Source organism: Ectopseudomonas oleovorans, assembly GCF_003052605.1.
Lineage (GTDB): Bacteria > Pseudomonadota > Gammaproteobacteria > Pseudomonadales > Pseudomonadaceae > Aquipseudomonas > Aquipseudomonas oleovorans_A.
Genome location: NZ_QASO01000008.1, coordinates 1 through 20,182 on the forward strand (window position 1 = coordinate 1; position 20,182 = coordinate 20,182).

Below are 20,182 nucleotides of genomic sequence, written 5' to 3' on the forward strand. Positions count from 1 at the left end.
CACGAACAGCACCGGGTTGAACACCTCCACCTTGATGTCCAGCTCGACCAGCGCGGCCAGTCCATTGATGGATTTGCGGAAGTCGACGGGCTTTGGGTAGAGATAGACCTTCTGCACTTTGGCGTCGGGACGCATCATGACGGAACTCCACGGGAAAATAGGGAGCCCAGCATCCGGGATACGGAGAGGTCAGTTGAAGATGGGGTCTATGGAGCGCATACCGTCATTCATCACCAGGCACGCTCCTCGCCAGGCCTCTAATCTGATCCATATCTAGCCAAGAATCCCGGCCTAGAGCGGCAAATTGCCATCAATTAGCTTCATCAAGCTTGCCCATTGAAAAGCCCTAATAGCTATACAAACAGAAAATCATGTACAAGGCTGCAGCAGATCGGGTGTGTGAATCGCGCAAGCCGCGCGGCGTTGTCTGCATCTTGAGGAGTAACCGCATGAATTCCCCCATGAGTATTGCTCAGCGTCTGAGCCTGGGCTTTGGCCTGGTGCTGTCGCTGATGATTCTGATCACGCTCATCGGTGTGCAGCGCGTCGGTTTCATCGACGAGACGCTGACCGCCGTCAGCGATGGCGCCGCGCTGAAGCAGCGCTACGCGATCAACTTTCGCGGCAGCGTGCATGATCGCGCCATCGCCATTCGCGATGCGGTACTGGATGGCGATGGTGCGGCGCTGGCCGGGCACCTGGGCGAGATCCAGCGTCTCGACCGCTTCTATCAGGAATCGGCGCAGGCCATGGAAACGCTGCTGGCGAAACAGGCGCCCACTGCAGCGGAACAGCGCCTGCTGGAGAACATCAAGACCATCGAGCGCAGCACGCTGGCGCTGACCGAGCAGTTGATCAACCTGCGCCGCGACGGCAACCAGGCAGCACTGCCGCTGTTGATGCAGCGGGTTTCTCCGGCTTACAGCGAGTGGCTCAAGCACATCAATGCCTTTATCGATCACCAGGAAGAGGTGATCAGCCAGGATCTGGGCGAGGTACGCGAGGTGACCGGTGGCTTCCGTTTGCTGATTCTGCTGGTCACGGGCGCCGCCTTGCTTCTGAGCGTGGGCATCAGCCTGGTGATCATCAACAAGCTGAAATCGACCCTGGGCGCCGAGCCGCACCGGGTCGCGCAGGTGATCCAGCAGTTGGCCAAGGGTGAGCTCGATCAGCAGATCGAAACGCAGTATCCCAATAGTGTGATGGCGGACCTGCAGAACATGGTGCGCCACCTGAGCGACACCATTGCGCAGGTGCGCAGCGCGGCAACCGAGCTGACGCATTCGTCGGATCAGTTGATGGCCACGTCCGACAGCAACAACCAGCAGATTCGCCTGCAATCGAGCGAAGCCGAGCAGATGGCCACGGCGATCAACCAGATGGCCGCCACGGTCAGCGAGGTGGCCAACTATGCCGCCAGCGCAGCCGCCGCCACACGCAATGCCGGCGGCGAGGTGACCATTGGCAATCGTGTGGTGAACGAGACGGCAGCCGCCATCCAGACCCTGGCGCGCACTCTGGAGAGTGCAACGCAAAGCGTGCAGCAGGTGTCCACCGACAGCGAGAGCATCGAAAAGATCATCGAGGTGATCACCTCCATCGCCGAGCAGACCAACCTGCTGGCGCTCAATGCGGCTATCGAGGCTGCCCGCGCCGGTGAGCACGGCCGTGGCTTCGCCGTGGTGGCGGACGAGGTGCGCTCCCTGGCGACCCGTACTCAGGACTCAACACGGGAAATTCGCGGCATGATCGCCAAGCTCCAGGAGGGCGCCGGCAAGGCTGCAGAGGTGATGCTCGAGAGCCGCGAGTTGGCGCAGAAGACCGTCGAGCAAACGCTGCTGGCCGAGCAGGCGCTGAGCAAGATCAGCGATGAGGTGACCGCGATCAATGACATGAACACGCAGATCGCCAGCGCCTCGGAACAGCAAAGCGCGGTCGCCGAGGAGGTCAACCAGAACATCAGCCGCATCCACAACGCGACTCTGGAAACCTCGGCCGGTTCGGAGCAGGTGGCGGCCTCCAGCCAGGAGCTGGCCACCCTGGCGAACCGCCTGACCGACAAGGTGAGCTTCTTCAAGGTACGCGCTGCCTGATGACACGGGCCGTTCAGGCGACTGCAGCGATCCGCGTGCAGCCTGCCTGACGAGCGGAAGCCGAGCAGGGCGAGGAAGATCAGCGCTTGCCGAGGTTCGGTTAGCCACTGACCTGCGCGATTTGCGCAACAAAGCTGCGCCTGTCACGCGGTATATCCACGCATGACGCAACGCTAGACTGGGCGCACAGGAGAACTCGCCCATGACCACGCACAACCTCGAACTGCAGTATTTCTTCGACCCGCTCTGCGGCTGGTGCTATACCAGCGCACCCGCCCTGACGGCACTGGCCGAACGCCATGGCGCGGCGCTACAGATGATGCCCATCGGGCTGTTCATGCAGCCGCGCCCTATTGCGGGTATTGCTGATTTTGCCTGGCAGAACGACCAGCGCATCGCCGCGCTCACCGGCCAGCGCTTCACAGAAAGCTACCGTACCCAGGTGCTGCAGGCCGCCGATGGGGTGTTCGATTCGACGCCGCTGACACGGGCACTGACGGCGCTGGCTGAACAGCATGCGGCCCTGGAACCACGGCTGCTGCACGCCGCCCAGCTCGCCCGCTACATCGATGGGGTGGACACCAGCCACGTTGAAGCGGTCGCGCGGATCGCCGTGGAGATCGCAGGCGAAGCCAACATCAGCCTGAACGCCGCCGAGTTTGCCGCGCGCCTGCGAAACGACCATACCCTCGCCGAAACCACGGAGCGCCGCGTAGCCCTGGCCCAGCAGGCCATGCAGGCGCTGCCATCCGGTGGCGTGCCGCAATTACTGGTGAAGTCCGCTGGTAAGACGCTGGTGATTGCCGGACAGCCGTTGTATGACGGCCCGCAGCAACTACTCGCGCAGATAGCCTCGCTGGGCTGAGCCAGGGCGCGGCAAGAGGCCATTATCAAAGGCCTGTTTCCATCATATAAGCCACTGAAAAACATGAAGTTTTAACTTCACAAGGCAATCCGTGACGGCTACTCTGCCGCCCCATGATTCGACGCTTATTGCCCCTGCTCTGCTGTTTCACAACGCTTTCCCTGCACGCTGCACCCGCCACTTTCGCCGAGGCCAAGCGCCTGGCGTGGCCGCTGTATGCCCAGCAAGCCACCGAGTTCTACTGCGGCTGCAAGTACAGCGGCAATCGGGTCGATCTGCGTTCCTGTGGTTACACGCCGCGCAAGAACGCCAATCGCGCCCAGCGCATCGAGTGGGAACATATCGTCCCGGCCTGGGTGATCGGCCATCAGCGCCAGTGCTGGCAGAAAGGCGGGCGCAAGAACTGCGCAGCCAACGATGCGCAATTTCGCAAGGCCGAGGCTGACCTGCACAACCTGGTACCGAGTATTGGTGAGGTGAACGGCGACCGCAGCAACTACAGCTTCGCCTGGCTGCCACAGAAGCCGCATCAGTATGGTCAGTGCCAGACGGTGGTGGATTTCAAGGCACGCAAGGTGATGCCACGCACCGCCATTCGCGGGATGATCGCGCGCACCTACTTTTATATGGCCGACCGCTACAAACTGCGCCTGTCGAAACAGGATCGCCAGTTGTTCGAGGCCTGGAGCAAGACCTACCCGGCCGAACCCTGGGAGCGCCAGCGTAACCAGCAGGTGGCCTGCGTGATGGGCTGGGGCAACCCCTATGTGGGCAAAGTGGATATGAGCCGCTGTATGCGCAAGCGCGCGTAGGTCGTAGTTCGGCAGAACGGGTCGAAAGTGCCTCAGGCTCCTGTAGGAGCCCCGCCCCGGGGCGAAGCGCTTGAGTTCTCTGTCGCCTGAATGATCGCATTCGCTGCGGGGCGCAGCTCCTACAGTGGGTATGCGGCTCGCCGTTCACGCCAGGCGCTGCAACTCGCGCCGCACCATGTTGGCAAACTCCGGCGGGCTGAGCTGATACAGCTCCTGCGCCACCCAGGGTAGCCAGCGCCCCTGCAGCTCGGCCTTGCGCGCCAGCAGGCGTTGGGCCTCGGCTTCGGCGCGGGCCTGGTGCTCGCGGTGGTAGTCGGCGCGGCTCGGTTTTTCTGTGCTCACGCTGTTGCCCTTTTCCTCATGCTGGGCAGAGCAGGCATAATCGCCGCCTGTTCGCCCATTTCGACCATCATCAATGCGCATCCACGTCAGCTTCATCGACCGCGTCGGCATCACCCAGGAAGTCCTGGCGCTGCTTGGCGGGCGTAATCTGAACCTCGATGCGGTGGAGATGGTACCGCCAAACGTCTATATCGACGCACCGACCCTGAGCGCGGCGGTGCTCGAGGAGTTGCGCGGCGCGCTGCTGCAGGTGCACGGTGTGCAGAGCGTCGAGGTGGTGGACATTCTGCCCGGCCAGCGCCGCCGCCTGCAGCTCGATGCCCTGCTCGCGGCCATGCCCGATCCGGTGCTGGCGGTGGATGACCGCGCCACCGTGCTGCTGGCCAACCCGGCGCTGGTGGACATGTGCAACCGCCCCCCCGAAGGCCTGAGCATCGCCGCGCTGTTCGCCGATGACGCGTTGCAGCAATCGCTGCTTGCCGCCGGCTTTCATCAGCCGCTGCGCGAGGTGCATTTCGCCGGTCAGCCGCTGCTGCTCGATGCCCAACCGATCACCGAAGACGGTCGCCTGACTGGCGGCCTGCTCACCCTGTATGCCCCGAGCCGCATGGGTCAGCGTTTGGCTGCACTGCATCACGACCATGCCGAGGGCTTCGATTCACTGCTTGGCGAGTCGGCACCGATTCGTGCGCTCAAGGCCCGCGCCCTGCGTGTGGCGTCGCTCGATGCGCCGCTGCTGATCCACGGCGAAACCGGTACCGGCAAGGAGCTGGTGGCGCGCGCCTGCCATACCGTCAGCGTGCGTCGCACCGCGCCTTTCCTGGCGCTTAACTGCGCCGCCCTGCCAGAGAACCTGGCTGAGAGCGAGCTGTTCGGCTACGCCCCTGGCGCCTTCACCGGCGCCCAACGTGGCGGCAAGCCAGGGCTGCTGGAGCTGGCCAACCAGGGCACGGTGTTTCTCGACGAGATCGGCGAGATGTCGCCCTATCTGCAGGCCAAGCTGCTGCGCTTTCTCAGCGATGGCAGCTTCCGCCGCGTCGGTGGCGACCGTGAAGTGAAGGTGGACGTGCGCATCCTCAGCGCCACTCACCGTGACCTGGAAAAGATGGTCTCCGAAGGCAGCTTTCGTGAAGACCTGTTCTACCGCCTCAACGTCCTCAACCTGGAAGTGCCGCCGCTGCGCGAGCGCGGCCAGGACATCCTGTTGCTGGCCCAGCATTTCATGGCCCAGGCCTGCGCGCAGATCCAGCGCCTGCCCTGCCGCCTGGCGCCGGCTACCTTCCCGGCGCTATTGGCCGGGCGCTGGCCGGGCAACGTGCGTCAGTTGCAGAACGTGATCTTCCGCGCGGCTGCCATCTGCGACAGCAACTGGGTGGAGATGGACGACCTGGATATCGCCGGCACCGAAGTGGCGCCGAGGGTGGAAGGGGCAGTCGCCAGCCTGGAACAGGCCATGGACGAATACGAGAAGGCGCTGCTGGAAAAGCTCTACGACAGCCACCCTTCCAGCCGTCAACTGGCCGCGCGCCTGGGCACCTCGCACACCGCCATCGCCAAACGCCTGCGCAAGTACGGGATACCGGGCAAGCACTGACGCACTCGCTCCGTGGGTTAGGTGCCTGTCACCTATCCTGATGAACCCGCACGGTCCGTTGCGCCGTAACCCACCATTGGCACAACGCAGGACTATCGCCAGGTGGGTTACGCGGCGCACCACGTCCGCAGTGTCTGAGAGCTCACCTATTGGCGCCGCTAACCCACCCTACGGTTCTGACTGCGCGCCTGGACACCTTCGCCCCCCCTTGTAGGGTGGGTTAGGCGCTTGTCTTGAATACGGACAACCCCGCAGGTTCAGATGCGCCGTAACCCACCATCGGCGCAACGCGGAAGATCGCCCGGTGGGTTACGCGGCGCACCACCACCGTGGAGTCAGATCGCTCATCGAGCAGCGCCGCTAACCCACCCTACGGTTCCAGGTTCTGAATCAGATCGGCGTGGTGCTGGTCGGCACCTTGATCACCCCGCAGGCCACACGCGCCCCGCCACCGCCCAGCGGCTGCGGATGATCGGCGTGATTATCACCGCCGGCGTGAATCATCAGCGAGCGGTTATGCAGGTCTTCCAGACGCTTGAGTCGCGGTGCCAGCACCGGCTGGCTGGCGCTGCCATCCTCGGTGACGAGCAGCGCCGGCAGGTCGCCGAGATGGGCATCGTCTTCCCAGGGGAAACCGTGGCGGCCGGCGTTCTGCGGGTCCCAATGGCCGCCTGCTGCGCCGGCTGGTGTCAGCTTGCCGTCCACTTCGGCTGCATTGCAGTTGGCCTCGGTGTGTACGTGAAAACCATGCACGCCCGGCTCCAGGCCCTGCAGATCGGGAGTAAACACCAGCCCATAGGGCGACTGGCTGATGGTCACGGTGCCGACAGGCGCGCCTGTGCCGTTTTCGGTGGCCTGTTCGAGGGTCACGGTGACCGTCTCGCTAGCCTGCAGGCTGGTGGCGCCGAGCAGCGCGAATGCCAGGGGGATCAGGGGTCTCATGATCGGTCTATCTCCTTGTTTATAAAGCCTCCCAGTTACCGACCCCAATGCTCTTGAGCGGTTCCAGCTAGATGACGTATCGATATCATTACACCGTAACGATTAAGCAACAATCGAGCGAAAGCCGCACCGCGTCTGGTGCGACTTCGACTTTTCCATTTGCGACGCACGATTTCGTAACGATAACGTTCCGGGTTACTACTAGAGAATATCGATAATATATTTAAGTTATTGATTTTATTAGCATTTTTAGCATTGGCACTCACATTGCAATCACCTCTTCACCTGCCCGCCACCTAGAAGCGGACACCTTTACCCCTGAGGAATTGACATGAGCGAGTTGCGTTTCACCGCCGATCACGAATGGCTGCGTCTGGAAAACGATGGTCTGGTTACCGTCGGCATCACCCATTACGCCCAGGACGCGCTCGGCGACGTGGTGTATGTGCAACTGCCGGAAGCCAAGTCCTACGCCCAGGGCGAGGAAGTGGCCGTGCTGGAGTCGGTGAAGGCCGCCAGTAACATCGCCATGCCGCTGGACGGCGAGATCGTCGAGGTCAACGCTGACCTGGAAGGCAGCCCGGAGCTGGTCAACGAATCACCGCAGGACAAGGCCTGGTTCTTCCGTATGCGCCTGGCCGACAACGCCGTACTGGCCGATCTGCTGGACAAGGCCGGCTATGATCGTCTGTTGAACGCCAACGCCGACGCCTGAGTGACCGCCATGACCAAGCTCGATACCCAGAACGAATTCATCGCCCGCCACATCGGCCCGCGCGATGCCGACACCGCAGTCATGCTGCAACTGCTCGGCTATGACTCGGTGGACGCGCTGACCAATGCGGTGATCCCCGAGTCCATCAAGGGCACCAGCATCCTCGGCGAGCAGCCGGGCCTGTCGGAAGCCGACGCCCTGGCCAAGATCAAGGCCATCGCCGCGAAGAACCAGCAGTTCAAGAACTACATCGGCCAGGGTTACTACGGCACTCACACGCCGAGCCCGATCCTGCGCAACCTGCTGGAAAACCCGGCCTGGTACACCGCCTACACCCCGTACCAGCCGGAGATTTCCCAGGGCCGCCTGGAAGCGCTGCTGAACTTCCAGACCCTGATCAGCGACCTTACCGGCATGCAGATCGCCAACGCATCGCTGCTGGATGAAGCCACTGCTGCTGCCGAAGCCATGACCTTCTGCAAGCGTCTGTCGAAGAACAAGGCTGCCAACACCTTCTTCGTTTCCCAGCACTGCCACCCGCAGACCCTCGACGTGCTGCGCACCCGTGCCGAGCCGCTGGGCATCGACATCGAAGTCGGTGACGAAGCCGCCATCACTGACGCCAGCGCCTACTTCGGCGCGCTGCTGCAGTACCCGGCAAGCAACGGCGACATCTTCGACTACCGCGCCCTGGTCGAGCGTTTCCATGCCGCCAACGCCTTGGTCGCCGTAGCTGCCGACCTGCTGGCTCTGACCCTGCTCACCCCGCCGGGCGAGTTCGGCGCCGACGTCGCCCTGGGCAGCGCCCAGCGCTTTGGTGTACCGCTGGGCTTCGGTGGCCCGCATGCTGCCTACTTCGCCACCCGCGACGCGTTCAAGCGCGATATGCCGGGCCGCCTGGTCGGCATGTCGGTCGACCGTTTCGGCAAGCCGGCCCTGCGCCTGGCCATGCAGACCCGCGAGCAGCACATCCGCCGCGAGAAGGCCACCAGTAACATCTGTACCGCCCAGGTGCTGCTGGCCAACATCGCCAGCATGTACGCCGTGTACCACGGCCCGCAGGGCCTGACCGAGATCGCTCAGCGCGTACACAGCTTCACCGCCATCCTCGCCCTGGGCCTGACCAAACTGGGCCACAGCGTCGAGCAGCAGCACTTCTTCGACACCCTGAGCATCAAGACCGGCGCCAAGACCGCCGAGCTGCATGCCAAGGCCCGTGCTGCCGGCATCAACCTGCGCGAGATCGACGCCGAGCGTCTGGGTCTGTCGCTGGACGAAACCACCGACCAGGCCGCCGTCGAGGCGCTGCTGAACCTGTTCGCCGCTGACCAGGCCGCGCCTGCCGTCAGCGACCTGGCCGCACAGATCGCCAGCCGCCTGCCAGAAGGCCTGCTGCGCCAATCGGCGATCCTGCAGCACGAAGTGTTCAACCGCTACCACAGCGAAACCGAGCTGATGCGCTACCTGCGCAAGCTGGCCGACAAGGACCTGGCGCTGGATCGCAGCATGATCCCGCTGGGCTCCTGCACCATGAAGCTCAACGCCGCCAGCGAGATGATCCCGGTCACCTGGCCGGAATTCGGCAACCTGCACCCATTCGCTCCGGTCGAGCAGGCTGCGGGTTACACCCAGCTGACCACTGAGCTGGAAGCCATGCTCTGCGCCGCCACCGGCTACGACGCCGTGTCGCTGCAGCCTAACGCCGGTTCCCAGGGCGAGTATGCCGGCCTGCTGGCCATCCGTGCCTATCACCTGAGCCGTGGCGACGATCAGCGCGACATCTGCCTGATCCCGCAATCGGCCCACGGCACCAACCCGGCAACCGCTTCCATGGCCGGTATGCGCGTGGTGGTGACCGCCTGTGACGCACGCGGCAACGTCGACATCGCCGATCTGAAGGCCAAGGCCGAAGAGCACAAGGATCGCCTGGCTGCGATCATGATCACCTACCCGTCCACCCACGGTGTGTTCGAGGAAGGCATTCGCGAGATCTGCCAGATCATCCACGACAATGGCGGCCAGGTTTACATCGACGGCGCCAACATGAATGCCATGGTCGGCCTCTGCGCCCCAGGTCAGTTCGGCGGCGACGTCTCGCACCTGAACCTGCACAAGACCTTCTGCATCCCGCACGGTGGTGGCGGCCCGGGCGTCGGCCCGATCGGCGTCAAGTCGCACCTGGCGCCGTTCCTGCCGGGTCATGCGCACATGGCACGCAAGGAAGGTGCGGTCAGCGCCGCGCCGTTCGGCAGCGCCAGCATCCTGCCGATCACCTGGATGTACATCACCATGATGGGTGGCAACGGCCTCAAGCGTGCGTCGCAGATGGCCATCCTCAACGCCAACTACATCGCCCGTCGTCTGGAAGAGCACTACCCGGTGCTGTACTCCGGTGAAGGCGGCCTGGTGGCGCACGAGTGCATCCTCGACATCCGCCCGCTCAAGGACAGCAGCGGCATCAGCGTCGACGATGTGGCCAAGCGCCTGATCGACTTTGGCTTCCATGCCCCGACCATGTCTTTCCCGGTGGCCGGCACCCTGATGATCGAGCCGACCGAGAGCGAGTCCAAGGAAGAACTGGATCGCTTCTGCGATGCCATGATCGCCATCCGTGAGGAAATCCGCGCGGTCGAGCAAGGCCGTCTGGATAAAGACGACAACCCGCTGAAGAACGCCCCGCACACCGCCCTGGAGCTGGTTGGCGAGTGGAACCACGCCTACAGCCGCCAGCAGGCCGTGTACCCGCTGGCGACTCTGATCGAGGCCAAGTACTGGCCGCCGGTCGGCCGCGTGGATAACGTCTACGGCGACCGCAACCTGGTCTGCGCCTGCCCGTCCATCGAGGCGTATCAGGACGCGTAAGCACGGTGAAATACTGTAGGAGCCAGCTTGCTGGCGATCATGGCAACCGCCATCGCCGGCAAGGACTGGGCGCCCCCCCGGCTCCTACATAACCTCGTGCCCCGGATTGCATCCGGGCTACATCCACCCCGATTCCTTTCGGCTCCCCTCACTGGGGCGGGCCGACTGCATCCCGAAAAAACAATAAAGAGGGCCTCACCATGTTCAGCAAGCACGACCAACTGCAAGGCTATGACGATGCCCTGCTCACGGCGATCCAGGCCGAAGAACAGCGCCAGGAAGACCACATCGAGCTGATCGCCTCGGAGAACTACTGCAGCCAGCGCGTCATGCAGGCGCAAGGCAGCGGCCTGACCAACAAGTACGCCGAAGGCTATCCGGGCAAGCGCTACTACGGTGGCTGCGAGCATGTGGACAAGGTCGAGGCGCTGGCCATCGAGCGCGCCAAGCAACTGTTCGGCGCCGACTACGCCAACGTGCAGCCGCACTCGGGTTCTTCGGCTAACAGCGCTGTCTATCTGGCGCTACTCAATGCCGGCGATACCATCCTCGGCATGAGCCTGGCACATGGCGGCCACCTGACCCACGGCGCCAAGGTGTCGTCCTCGGGCAAGCTGTACAACGCCGTGCAGTACGGCATCGACGAGAACGGCCTGATCGATTACGCCGAAGTCGAGCGCCTGGCCATCGAGCACAAACCGAAGATGATCATCGCCGGTTTCTCGGCTTACTCGCGCGTGCTGGACTTCCCGTGTTTCCGCGCCATTGCCGACAAGGTCGGTGCCCTGCTGTTCGTCGATATGGCGCACGTGGCGGGCCTGGTTGCCGCCGGTCTGTACCCCAACCCGCTGCCCTTCGCCGACGTGGTCACCACCACCACGCACAAGACCCTGCGCGGCCCGCGTGGCGGCCTGATCCTCGCGCGCAAGAACGAGGAGATCGAGAAGAAGCTCAACTCCGCCGTCTTCCCCGGCGCCCAGGGCGGCCCGCTGATGCACGTGATCGCGGCCAAGGCGGTGTGCTTCAAGGAAGCACTGGAGCCAGGCTTCAAGACCTACCAGCAGCAAGTGATCGACAACGCCCGCGCCATGGCGGCAGTGTTCGTCGAGCGCGGCTATGACGTGGTCTCCGGCGGTACCGACAACCACCTGATGCTGATCAGCCTGGTCAAGCAGGGCCTGACCGGCAAGGCGGCTGACGCGGCCCTTGGCGATGCCCATATCACGGTGAACAAGAACGCCGTGCCAAACGACCCGCAGTCGCCGTTCGTCACCTCCGGCATCCGCATCGGTACCCCGGCGGTGACCACTCGCGGCTTCAAGGAAGGTGAATGCCGCACCTTGGCCGGCTGGATCTGCGACATCCTCGACGACCTGGAAAACCCGGCCGTGATCGAGCGCGTGCGCGGCCAGGTCGCCGACCTGTGCGCCACCTTCCCGGTCTACGCTGACTGATACCCGACTGACCACGGGCCGCGCGGCGGCCCCAACCGGTGCGCGCGGCGCACCCAACAGGAAATCGACATGACCACTGAAACTCTCGCCAAGACTCCGCTGCATGCCCTGCACCTCGAACTCGGCGCGCGCATGGTGCCCTTCGCCGGCTATGACATGCCCGTGCAATACCCGCTGGGCGTGATGAAGGAGCACCTGCACACCCGCGAGGCCGCCGGCCTGTTCGACGTTTCGCACATGGGCCAGATCCTGCTGCGTGGCGAGAACGCCGCGCGCGCCCTGGAAACCCTGGTGCCGGTGGACATCATCGACCTGCCGGTGGGCATGCAGCGCTACGCCATGTTCACCGATGCTCAGGGCGGCATCCTCGACGACCTGATGGTCGCCAACCTGGGCGACGACACCCTGTACCTGGTGGTCAACGCCGCCTGCAAGGATCAGGACCTGGCCCACCTGAAGCAGCACATCGGCGAGCAGTGCCAGATCGAGTGCCTGTTCGAGGAGCGCGCCCTACTCGCCCTGCAAGGCCCGAAAGCGGTCGACGTGCTGGCCCGCCTGGCGCCGGAAGTGAGCAAGATGACCTTCATGCAGGTTGCCCGCGTGCGCCTGCTGGGCAGCGAATGCATCGTCAGCCGCAGCGGCTACACCGGCGAAGACGGCTTCGAGATTTCCGTCGCCGTGGATCAAGCCGAAGCCCTGGCGCGCAGCCTGCTGGCCGAAGTGGAAGTCGAGGCCATCGGCCTGGGTGCGCGTGACTCGCTGCGACTGGAAGCCGGTCTGTGCCTCTATGGCCATGACATGAGCACCAGCACCACGCCGATCGAAGCTGGCCTGCTGTGGGCCATCTCCAAGGTACGCCGTGCCGATGGCGAGCGAGCCGGCAACTTCCCGGGCGCCGAGCGTATCTTCGCCCAGCAACGCGAAGGCGTGCCGAGCAAGCGTGTCGGCCTGCTGCCGCAGGAGCGTGTACCGGTGCGTGAAGGCGCGGAAATCGTCGATGCCGACGGCCAGGTGATCGGCCAGGTGTCCAGCGGTGGCTTCGGCCCGAGCCTGGGCGCGCCGGTGGCCATGGGTTACGTCAAGGCCAGCCACATGGCCATCGATAGCGAAGTCTGGGCCGTGGTGCGCGGCAAGCGCGTGGCAATGAAAGTGGCCAAGACCCCGTTCGTGCCGCAGCGCTACTACCGCGGCTGATTCGCAACGTAGCCCTGCTCTGAAGGAGCCGCGCCTCGCGGCGAATGCGCCGAAAGACGCAAAAGCTTCGCCTCGGGGCGAGGCTCCTACACTCATCGCGCGCCCTCTGCTCCGTAGTTCGTAAGGCGGGTGAACCCCGCCACATAGCCCTGGCGGGTTGCACCCGCCCTACAGGTGACTACTCCGTAGCCTGGATGTAATCCGCGGATGCCCTGAAAAGCTCCCGGCTTGCATCCGTCGTCATCAGTTCATGTCACTGTGCAATCGAGTGGATCTCTACTACGTTGCGTCTCCAGGTGTTGCGCTTTGCTGTTCAGCAAGGCTGATACTGTTCACCCTTGCTGAGGATCGCCCAGATAATCCGGGCATTCTTGTTCGCCAAGGCTACCGTGGCGATGTTCTTGTTGCGTCGGCACATTAGCTGGCTCAGCCAATCACTGCGCTTGTCCGTCTTGCTCTGGCAGTGCTTGAGCACTGAGCGCGATCCGTGGATCAGCAACGTGCGCAAGTATTTGTCTCCGCGCTTGCTGATACCCCCAAGGCGCTCCTTGCCCCCTGTGGAGTATTGACTGGGCACCAGTCCCAGCCAGGCCGCGAATTGCCTGCCACTGGCAAACTGTCTGGCATCGCCAACAGCACTGACGATGGCCGTGGCACTGATCGGGCCGAGCCCCTCGATCTTCATTAAGCGTCTGACCCGCTCATCCTCGCGCGCCTCGCGCTGGATCAGTTGTTCCAGCTTTTTCAAGCGCTCGTCATACCCTTGCAACTCTTCGCTCAACCCCCTCAGCAGCTCTCGCATCGAGCCAGGCATGCTGCTATCTGAATCATCGATCGCCCGACACAGTAGTTCGCGGGTTGCCGCAACGCCTTTGCGTGATTCGATCAAACCAAACTCGGCCAGCAACCCACGAACTTCGTTGACTAATGCTGTTCGAGCCTTGATCAGCCGGCCTCTGATCCGATGCACCGACTGGCTCGCCTGTTGCTCTACTGTCTTGACCTCGACATAACGCATGGTGGGCCTGCTGGCCGCTTCACAAATTGCCTGCGCATCGTTCGCGTCGWTCTTGCCGCCTTTCACGTAAGGCTTGACGAACTGCGGAGCAATTAAACGCACCTCATGCCCCAGCTTGCCTAATTCACGGGCCCAGTAATGCGCGCTGCCACAGGCCTCCATCGCCACCACACACGGCTCCAGTTGGCGGAAAAAATCCAGCATCTGATGCCGTTTGAGTTGCTTGCGGCATTTGACCTGCTCATGGCTGTCGACACCATGAACTTGAAAAACCTGCTTTGCCAAATCCACGCCTATGCGTTTAAGTTTCATGCGGGCTCCCCCTCCGGGATTGTTTGTTTCGTAACCTTCAGTCTGGCGCAATGACGCCGTAGGAGGGAGGAGTCCATCTCATTGGGCTACGGTCGTTGTGTCTCAGGCCGGGCAGCCCAGCCGCTCGCTGAGAAAATCGAGAAAGCAGGTGATGCGCGACGCCAGCGCGGTGTTGCGGTAGTACACCGCGTTGATCGGCTGGCGTACCTCCACGCGTTGCTCGGCCAGCACCTCCACCAACGCGCCGCTGGCGCGGGTGGCATCGGTCATGAAGTCCGACAGACACACCAGACCTTCGCCGGCCAGGGCCAGTTCGAGAATGGTGTCGCCGCTGGAGGCGCGCAGGCTCGGGGTGATGCGCCAGCGCTCGCCGAGGGCGTGACGTAGCGGCCATTCGTTGAGGCTGTCCGGCTCGGTGAAGCCGATTAGGCTGTGCCCGGTCAGATCCTCGGTACGCGCCGGCGTGCCATGGCGGCGCAGGTAATCGGGACTGGCCAGCACGCGGCGGCGGCTGTGACACAGCGGTCGGGCGTGCAGGCTGGAGTCCGGCAGGTTGCCGATGCGGATGGCCAGGTCGGTGCGGCGTTCCAGCAGATCGATGATGCGGTCGTCGCTGTGCAGCTCCAGTTCTATCTGTGGATAGAGCGCACGAAATTCGCCGATCAGCGGCACGATCACGTGCAGCATGAAAGGCGAGGCAGTGTTGATCCTCAGGCGCCCGGCCGGTGCCTGGCGGCGCAGGGTCATCTGTTCCTCGGCGTCCTCCACACTGGCGAGGATGCGCCGCGCCTGGGCCAGGAACACCTCACCCTCCTCGGTCAGCTCCAGGCGCCGCGTGGTGCGGCGTAGCAAGGTGACGGCAAGTTTTTCCTCCAGCCGGCTGAGGGCACGGCTGACGCCGGATGCGGTTTGCTCCAGCTGCTCGGCGGCGGCGCTGATCGAGCCGCAGTCGACCACGCTGACGAAGGCGAGCATTTCTTCCAGGCTGGTCTTCATTATTGATCTTCAGTCAAAGGTGTTTGCTGGCTTGTTAGGTTTTTTCGCATGAGTCTGGCGCGGATACTGCTCCCTCTCAACCCCCGCTCGCCGTCAGACAGAGGGCTGCAACTTTTTCGCGAACCACGAGGCCGAATCTTTCCGTACCCGTTCCGAGCCGATGTTCGGCCAGCGCTTCGCAAGCTATGAGGAGATCTTCATGAAGTTCATTCCCCCCCTTCGGTCTTGGCACTTTCGGCCTCAAGGATCAGGTCGCCATCGACTCGGTACGTACCGGCCTGGAGCTGGGTTGCCGGCATTTCGACACGGCGCAGATCTACGGCAACGAGGCTGCTGTCGGCCAGGCCCTCGCCGACAGCGGCGTGGCCGTGACGAGTTGTTCGTCACCACCAAGGTCTGGACCGATAACCTCGGCAGTGGCCAAGTTATCCCCAGCCTGCGTGAGAGCCTGCAGCGGCTGGGCCTGGAGCGGATCGACCTGACGCTGATCCACTGGCCGTCGCCGAACGATGAGATTCACGTGGCGCAGTATCTGGGCGAGTTGCTCGAGGCCAAACGCCAGGGGCTGACCGCGGCCATCGGTGTGTCCAACTTCACCATCGCCCATCTGCGCGAGGCCATCGATGCGGTAGGTGTGGAAGAGATCGCCACCAATCAGGTGGAAATCCATCCGCTGCTGCAGAACCGCAAGTTGGTGGCATTCGCCCGTCAGCAGGGTATCCATCTGACCGCCTACATGCCGCTGGCCTACGGCAAGGTGCTGGCCGAGCCGGTGATCCAGCGCATTGCCGCTAGCCATGGCGTCAGCCCTGCGCAGGTGGCCCTGGCCTGGTCGCTGCAGCAGGGGTATGCGGTGATTCCGTCGGCGACCAAGCGCGACAATCTGGCGGCCAATCTGGCTGCTGCCGAGCTGCGCCTGAGCACCGAAGACATGACAGCCATCGAGGCGCTGGATCGTGGCGAACGCGTTGCCAATCCAGGCTTCGCGCCGCGCTGGGATTGAGTACTGCGAGTGTGGCAGGGGCTTTAGCCGCGACCTTGGGCTCTATCGGCCGCCGGCGATATCGATCAGCGCGCCAGTGGTGTAGCTGGCCTTGTCATCGAGCAGCCAGACGATGGCTTCGGCGACTTCCTCGGCACGCCCGGCGCGGCCCAACGGTGTCGCCTTGCCCAGGCGCTCGGCACGGTCCGGTTGGCCACCACTGGCGTGAATCTCGGTATCGATCAGCCCTGGGCGCACGGCGTTGACCCTTACCCCTTCGCCGCCCAGCTCCTTGGCCAGGCCGCGAGTCAGCACGTCCATCGCGCCTTTGGCGCCGGCGTAGTCGACGTACTCGAAGGGCGCGCCAAGGCTCGCGGCCACCGACGACACCAGCACCATCGAACCACCCTCGCCGCCGCGGCTGCGGGCCATGCGCCGGGCACCTTCGCGAGCGGTGAGATAGCTGCCCAGCACGTTGACGTCGAACATCCGTTGTAGACGCTCGCCGCTCATCTCCAGCAACGGCATGGGTGGGGCGACGATGCCGGCATTGACCACCAGGCCGTGCAGCGGGCCGAACTTGCCCATGGCCGCGAACAGGCGCTGTACATCCTCTTCAACCGCCACATCGCCGGGCAGGGCGATGGCCGTGCCGCCCATGGCCTCGATCTGCGCCACCACCTTGTCGGCGGCGTCACGGTCACTGCGATAGTTGATGCCGACCGTCCAGCCGCCAGCGGCGGCCAGCAGGGCAGTGGCGCGGCCGATGCCGCGGCTGGCGCCGGTAATCAGCAGGTTCTTGCGCATTGGGCCTGGCTCCCTGTAGTCGTGCCTGCTAAGGCTGCCCGCTTTTCGTCGTCTGCGCTACATCCACCCCAGCCAACGCCACCAGGTCAGGGCGAACACCAGCATCAGCCCGTAGCCAACCAGCGTCAGCCAGATGCCGGTGCGCAGGAATTGCCGGGCGGTGAAGGTATCAGTGCCGATACAGACCATGTTCTGTGGTGCGTTGATCGGCAACAGGAAGCCGAAGCTGACCACGTAGCCGAGCAGCATGCTCATGCCCAGCGGGTTGATGTCTCCGCCAAGCTGCAGCAGCAGGGCAATCATGATCGGCAGCATCGCCGAAGTCAGCGCTGTGGCGCTGGCGAAACCGAGGTGAATGATGATCAGAAAGCCACCGAGCACGGCGAACACCCAGAACGGCGACAGCCCATCCATGCCCAGGTGGGTTACCAGCAGTTTGGCCAGCCAGGTGCCGGCGCCCGTGGCCAGCACCGCACCACCGAGGCTGATGCCAACGCCGAAGACGATCACCGTGCCCCATGGAATGCGTGGCTGTGCCTGCTTCCAGCTCATTACGCCGAGCCCTGGCATCAGCAACGCCGCCAGGCCCACCAGGGTGGTGGAAGCGGTGTCGAAGCTGTGCAGCTTGCCCTCGGTGGCCCAGAAACCGAGCAAGGTGAGGACGATGGCCAGCAGCTTGCGCTCATCGAAGGTCATCGGCCCGAGTTCACTGAGCGCCTTGCGCACGGCCTCCTTGCCGCCTTCGATGCGATCGGTTTCCGGCGGCATGACGCGTAGGATCACCCAGTAAAGCACCGCTGACATCAGCAGACTCCAGGGTGCGCCGGCGATCAGCCAGTCAGTCCAGGTCACCGATTGGCCGAGCAGCTTCTGCATGAAGCCGGCGGTAAGTAGATTCTGCGCCGCCGAAGTCTGGATGCCGACGTTCCAGATGCTGGTGGCCTGCGCCACCAGAATGATGATGCCACCAGCGAAGGCCGAGCGCTTGTCCACGCCGAAGGCGGCGATCACCCCCATCATGATCGGCACCATGCAGGCCACCCGCGCCGTGGCGCTGGGTACGATGAAGCTGAGCAGAATGGTCACCACGATGGCACCGAGCAGCACGCGATGGGTGCTGGCGCCGACCTTGGACAGAGTCAGCAGGGCAATGCGTTTGTCCAGCCCGGTCTGGGTCATCGCGGCGGCGATGAACAGTGCCGAAGCCACCAGCGCCAGTGCCGAGTTGGCAAAACCGCTGAGGGCCATGTTCAGGGCATCCTTGGTGCCGATGAGCTTGTCCGGGTCGGCCAGGGTCGGTGCGCTGCCGAGCAGGAAGGCCATCAGCGCCAGGATCATGATGGCGCTGACCTCGTAACTCACGGCCTCGCTGATCCAGACGATCACCGCGAAAGCGAGAATTGCCAGCATGCGCTGCCCGGCCAGTGGTAATCCGGCCTGTTCCGGCAGGAAGATGATCGCCAGGCCGGCAAGCAGCGCGAGCAACAGCCCCCAGGGTAGGCGCAAGGACGGGGAAACAGCGTTAGCGGACATGCTGGCGAGACTCCGACGAATGGCAAATCCAGACTATGCACCGCTGACGCGGGTCATCCATTGCCTCGGATCAGTGTTCTGGCCTGATGGGTGTTCGTCAGCGGAGTCGGGGGTTACCATGCCTGCCCTTTCGCTTGACCACACGCTGCTAGCTCATGAAACCCGCCTCCCTACGTGCCGACCTGCTGGCCGGCCTGACCTCGTCCTTCGCCCTGGTGCCCGAGTGCATCGCCTTCGCCCTGGTGGCGCAGGTCAATCCGCTGATGGGGCTGTATGGCGCCTTCATCATCTGCACCCTAACCGCCCTGTTCGGCGGCCGGCCGGGCATGATTTCCGGCGCGGCCGGGTCGATGGCGGTGGTGATCGTCGCGCTGGTGGTGCAACACGGCGTGCAGTACCTGCTGGCCACGGTGCTGCTCGGCGGTCTGATCATGCTGGCGTTCGGCCTGCTGCGCCTGGGCAAGCTGATCCGCATGGTGCCGCACCCGGTGATGCTGGGCTTCGTCAATGGCCTGGCGATCATCATCGCCTTGGCCCAGCTCGAGCACTTCCAGCACGACGGCCACTGGCTGCAGGGTAACGCGCTGTACCTGATGCTCGGCCTGGTGGCACTGACCATGGGCATCGTCTACCTGCTGCCGCGCCTGACCCGCGCCGTGCCGCCAGCATTGGTGGCGATCCTTGGTATTGGCGCGTTGGTCTACCTGCTGGAGCTGCCGACCCATACCCTCGGCGACATGGCGCAGATTGCCGGCGGCCTGCCGAGCCTGATGCTGCCGGACATTCCCTGGAATCTGGAAACCCTCTCCATCATCGCCCCTTACGCGGTGTTGATGGCGCTGGTCGGCCTGCTGGAAACCCTGCTGACGCTCAACCTCACCGACGAGATTACCGCCACCCGTGGCCACCCGGATCGCGAGTGCGTGGCGCTCGGTGTGGCCAACATGACCTCCGGCCTGTTCGGCGGCATGGGCGGCTGCGCGATGATCGGTCAGACCGTGATCAATCTCGGCTCCGGCGGCCGCGGGCGGCTGTCCGGGGTGGTCGCCGGGGTGATGATCCTGCTCTTCGTGTTGTTCCTCTCGCCGCTGATCGAGCGCATCCCGCTGGCGGCGCTGGTGGGCGTGATGTTCGTGGTGGCGCAGCAGACATTCGCCTGGGGTTCACTGCGCGTCGCTGGCAAGGTGCCGGCCAACGACGTGCTGGTAATCGTCGCGGTGACCGCCATCACCGTCGCCACCGACCTGGCCACGGCGGTGCTCTGCGGCATCGTCATCGCCGCGCTCAACTTCGCCTGGCAGCACGCCCGCGAACTCTATGCCGACAGCGATATGCAGGCCGATGGCAGCAAGCTGTACCGCGTGCACGGCACGCTGTTCTTCGCCTCCTGCACCACCTTCCTGGCGCAATTCGAGCCGGCCGATGACCCGCAGCAGGTAACCCTGGACTGCCGCCACCTGAGCTTCGTCGATTACTCCGCCATCGCCGCGCTGAAGACCCTGCGTGAACGCTACGAGCGTGCCGGCAAGCACCTGCGCGTGGTGCATCTGTCCGAGCGTTGCAAGCAGTTGCTCAAGCGGGCGGGCGAGTAGACGGCTGGCGCCGTAACGAAAAAACCGCTGCCCTGTCGCCAGGTGCAGCGGTTTTTTTCTTTGCATCGA

At 63.9% G+C, this 20,182-nt stretch carries 16 protein-coding genes and 1 pseudogene; 10 read left to right on the top strand and 7 right to left on the bottom strand.

Going from position 1 to position 20,182, the window contains the following annotated elements; all coding sequences use genetic code 11:
• The coding region (gene tnpB, locus DBO86_RS27010; protein WP_341865931.1) for an IS66 family insertion sequence element accessory protein TnpB at positions 1-138 on the bottom strand (138 nt) is incomplete at its 3' end.
• Between the two features lie 311 nt (positions 139-449).
• Between tnpB and DBO86_RS01575 the strand changes: the two genes are divergently transcribed.
• The 3 genes from DBO86_RS01575 (at position 450) to DBO86_RS01585 (ending at position 3,770) form a co-directional block, all read left to right on the top strand.
• A complete protein-coding gene (locus DBO86_RS01575; protein ID WP_108232819.1) occupies positions 450-2,093 on the top strand; it encodes a methyl-accepting chemotaxis protein in 1,644 nt (547 codons plus the stop codon).
• 202 nt (positions 2,094-2,295) lie between these two features.
• Complete coding sequence (locus DBO86_RS01580) at positions 2,296-2,958, top strand: DsbA family protein (RefSeq protein WP_074859372.1); 663 nt, start codon at positions 2,296-2,298, stop codon at positions 2,956-2,958.
• Between the two features lie 113 nt (positions 2,959-3,071).
• The gene (locus DBO86_RS01585; RefSeq protein ID WP_074859369.1) at positions 3,072-3,770 is read left to right on the top strand and encodes an endonuclease; all 699 of its coding nucleotides are present in this window, start codon (positions 3,072-3,074) and stop codon (positions 3,768-3,770) included.
• Between the two features lie 144 nt (positions 3,771-3,914).
• On the opposite strand, the gene DBO86_RS01590 is transcribed toward DBO86_RS01585, so the two are convergent.
• The gene (locus DBO86_RS01590; protein WP_108232820.1) at positions 3,915-4,112 is read right to left on the bottom strand and encodes a hypothetical protein; all 198 of its coding nucleotides are present in this window, start codon (positions 4,110-4,112) and stop codon (positions 3,915-3,917) included.
• Between the two features lie 73 nt (positions 4,113-4,185).
• Here DBO86_RS01590 and DBO86_RS01595 point away from each other — a divergent pair, with 73 nt between their 5' ends.
• Entirely contained in the window at positions 4,186-5,706 is a 1,521-nt protein-coding gene (locus tag DBO86_RS01595) for a sigma-54-dependent transcriptional regulator (protein WP_108232821.1), read from the top strand.
• Between the two features lie 390 nt (positions 5,707-6,096).
• On the opposite strand, the gene sodC is transcribed toward DBO86_RS01595, so the two are convergent.
• Positions 6,097-6,648: a superoxide dismutase family protein gene (sodC, locus tag DBO86_RS01600; protein ID WP_108232822.1), complete on the bottom strand. Its 552-nt coding sequence runs from the start codon at positions 6,646-6,648 to the stop codon at positions 6,097-6,099.
• A gap of 331 nt (positions 6,649-6,979) precedes the next feature.
• On the opposite strand from sodC, the gene gcvH reads away from it, so the two are divergent.
• The 4 genes from gcvH to gcvT all read left to right on the top strand — a co-directional run bounded on the left by gcvH (position 6,980) and on the right by gcvT (position 12,873).
• Positions 6,980-7,363, top strand: a complete 384-nt coding sequence (gcvH, locus tag DBO86_RS01605; protein ID WP_108232823.1) for a glycine cleavage system protein GcvH — start codon at positions 6,980-6,982, stop codon at positions 7,361-7,363.
• Positions 7,364-7,372: 9 nt separating this feature from the next.
• Positions 7,373-10,225 carry an aminomethyl-transferring glycine dehydrogenase gene (gene gcvP, locus DBO86_RS01610; RefSeq protein WP_108232824.1) on the top strand — a complete coding sequence of 951 codons (2,853 nt, stop codon included), beginning with the start codon at positions 7,373-7,375 and terminating at the stop codon, positions 10,223-10,225.
• A gap of 200 nt (positions 10,226-10,425) precedes the next feature.
• Positions 10,426-11,679, top strand: coding sequence for a serine hydroxymethyltransferase (glyA, locus tag DBO86_RS01615; RefSeq protein ID WP_108232825.1), 1,254 nt, complete (start codon positions 10,426-10,428; stop codon positions 11,677-11,679).
• A 69-nt stretch (positions 11,680-11,748) separates the two neighbouring features.
• Complete coding sequence (gcvT, locus tag DBO86_RS01620) at positions 11,749-12,873, top strand: glycine cleavage system aminomethyltransferase GcvT (RefSeq protein ID WP_108232826.1); 1,125 nt, start codon at positions 11,749-11,751, stop codon at positions 12,871-12,873.
• A gap of 313 nt (positions 12,874-13,186) precedes the next feature.
• On the opposite strand, the gene DBO86_RS01625 is transcribed toward gcvT, so the two are convergent.
• Together DBO86_RS01625 and DBO86_RS01630 are read right to left on the bottom strand one after the other, a co-directional pair.
• Positions 13,187-14,203: an IS110 family RNA-guided transposase gene (locus tag DBO86_RS01625; protein ID WP_108232827.1), complete on the bottom strand. Its 1,017-nt coding sequence runs from the start codon at positions 14,201-14,203 to the stop codon at positions 13,187-13,189.
• Between the two features lie 102 nt (positions 14,204-14,305).
• Complete coding sequence (locus DBO86_RS01630) at positions 14,306-15,199, bottom strand: LysR family transcriptional regulator (protein WP_108232828.1); 894 nt, start codon at positions 15,197-15,199, stop codon at positions 14,306-14,308.
• A 257-nt stretch (positions 15,200-15,456) separates the two neighbouring features.
• Between DBO86_RS01630 and dkgB the strand changes: the two are divergent.
• Positions 15,457-16,202, top strand: a pseudogene (dkgB, locus tag DBO86_RS01635) (2,5-didehydrogluconate reductase DkgB).
• Positions 16,203-16,244: 42 nt separating this feature from the next.
• Here the strand turns inward: dkgB and DBO86_RS01640 are convergent.
• Positions 16,245-16,988 (bottom strand): SDR family oxidoreductase, encoded by a 744-nt coding sequence (locus DBO86_RS01640; RefSeq protein ID WP_074859804.1) that lies wholly within the window; start codon positions 16,986-16,988, stop codon positions 16,245-16,247.
• Between the two features lie 57 nt (positions 16,989-17,045).
• Entirely contained in the window at positions 17,046-18,521 is a 1,476-nt protein-coding gene (locus DBO86_RS01645) for a DASS family sodium-coupled anion symporter (RefSeq protein ID WP_108232829.1), read from the bottom strand.
• Between the two features lie 155 nt (positions 18,522-18,676).
• On the opposite strand from DBO86_RS01645, the gene DBO86_RS01650 reads away from it, so the two are divergent.
• Positions 18,677-20,113: a SulP family inorganic anion transporter gene (locus DBO86_RS01650; RefSeq protein ID WP_108232830.1), complete on the top strand. Its 1,437-nt coding sequence runs from the start codon at positions 18,677-18,679 to the stop codon at positions 20,111-20,113.
• Positions 20,114-20,182: the final 69 nt, after the last annotated feature.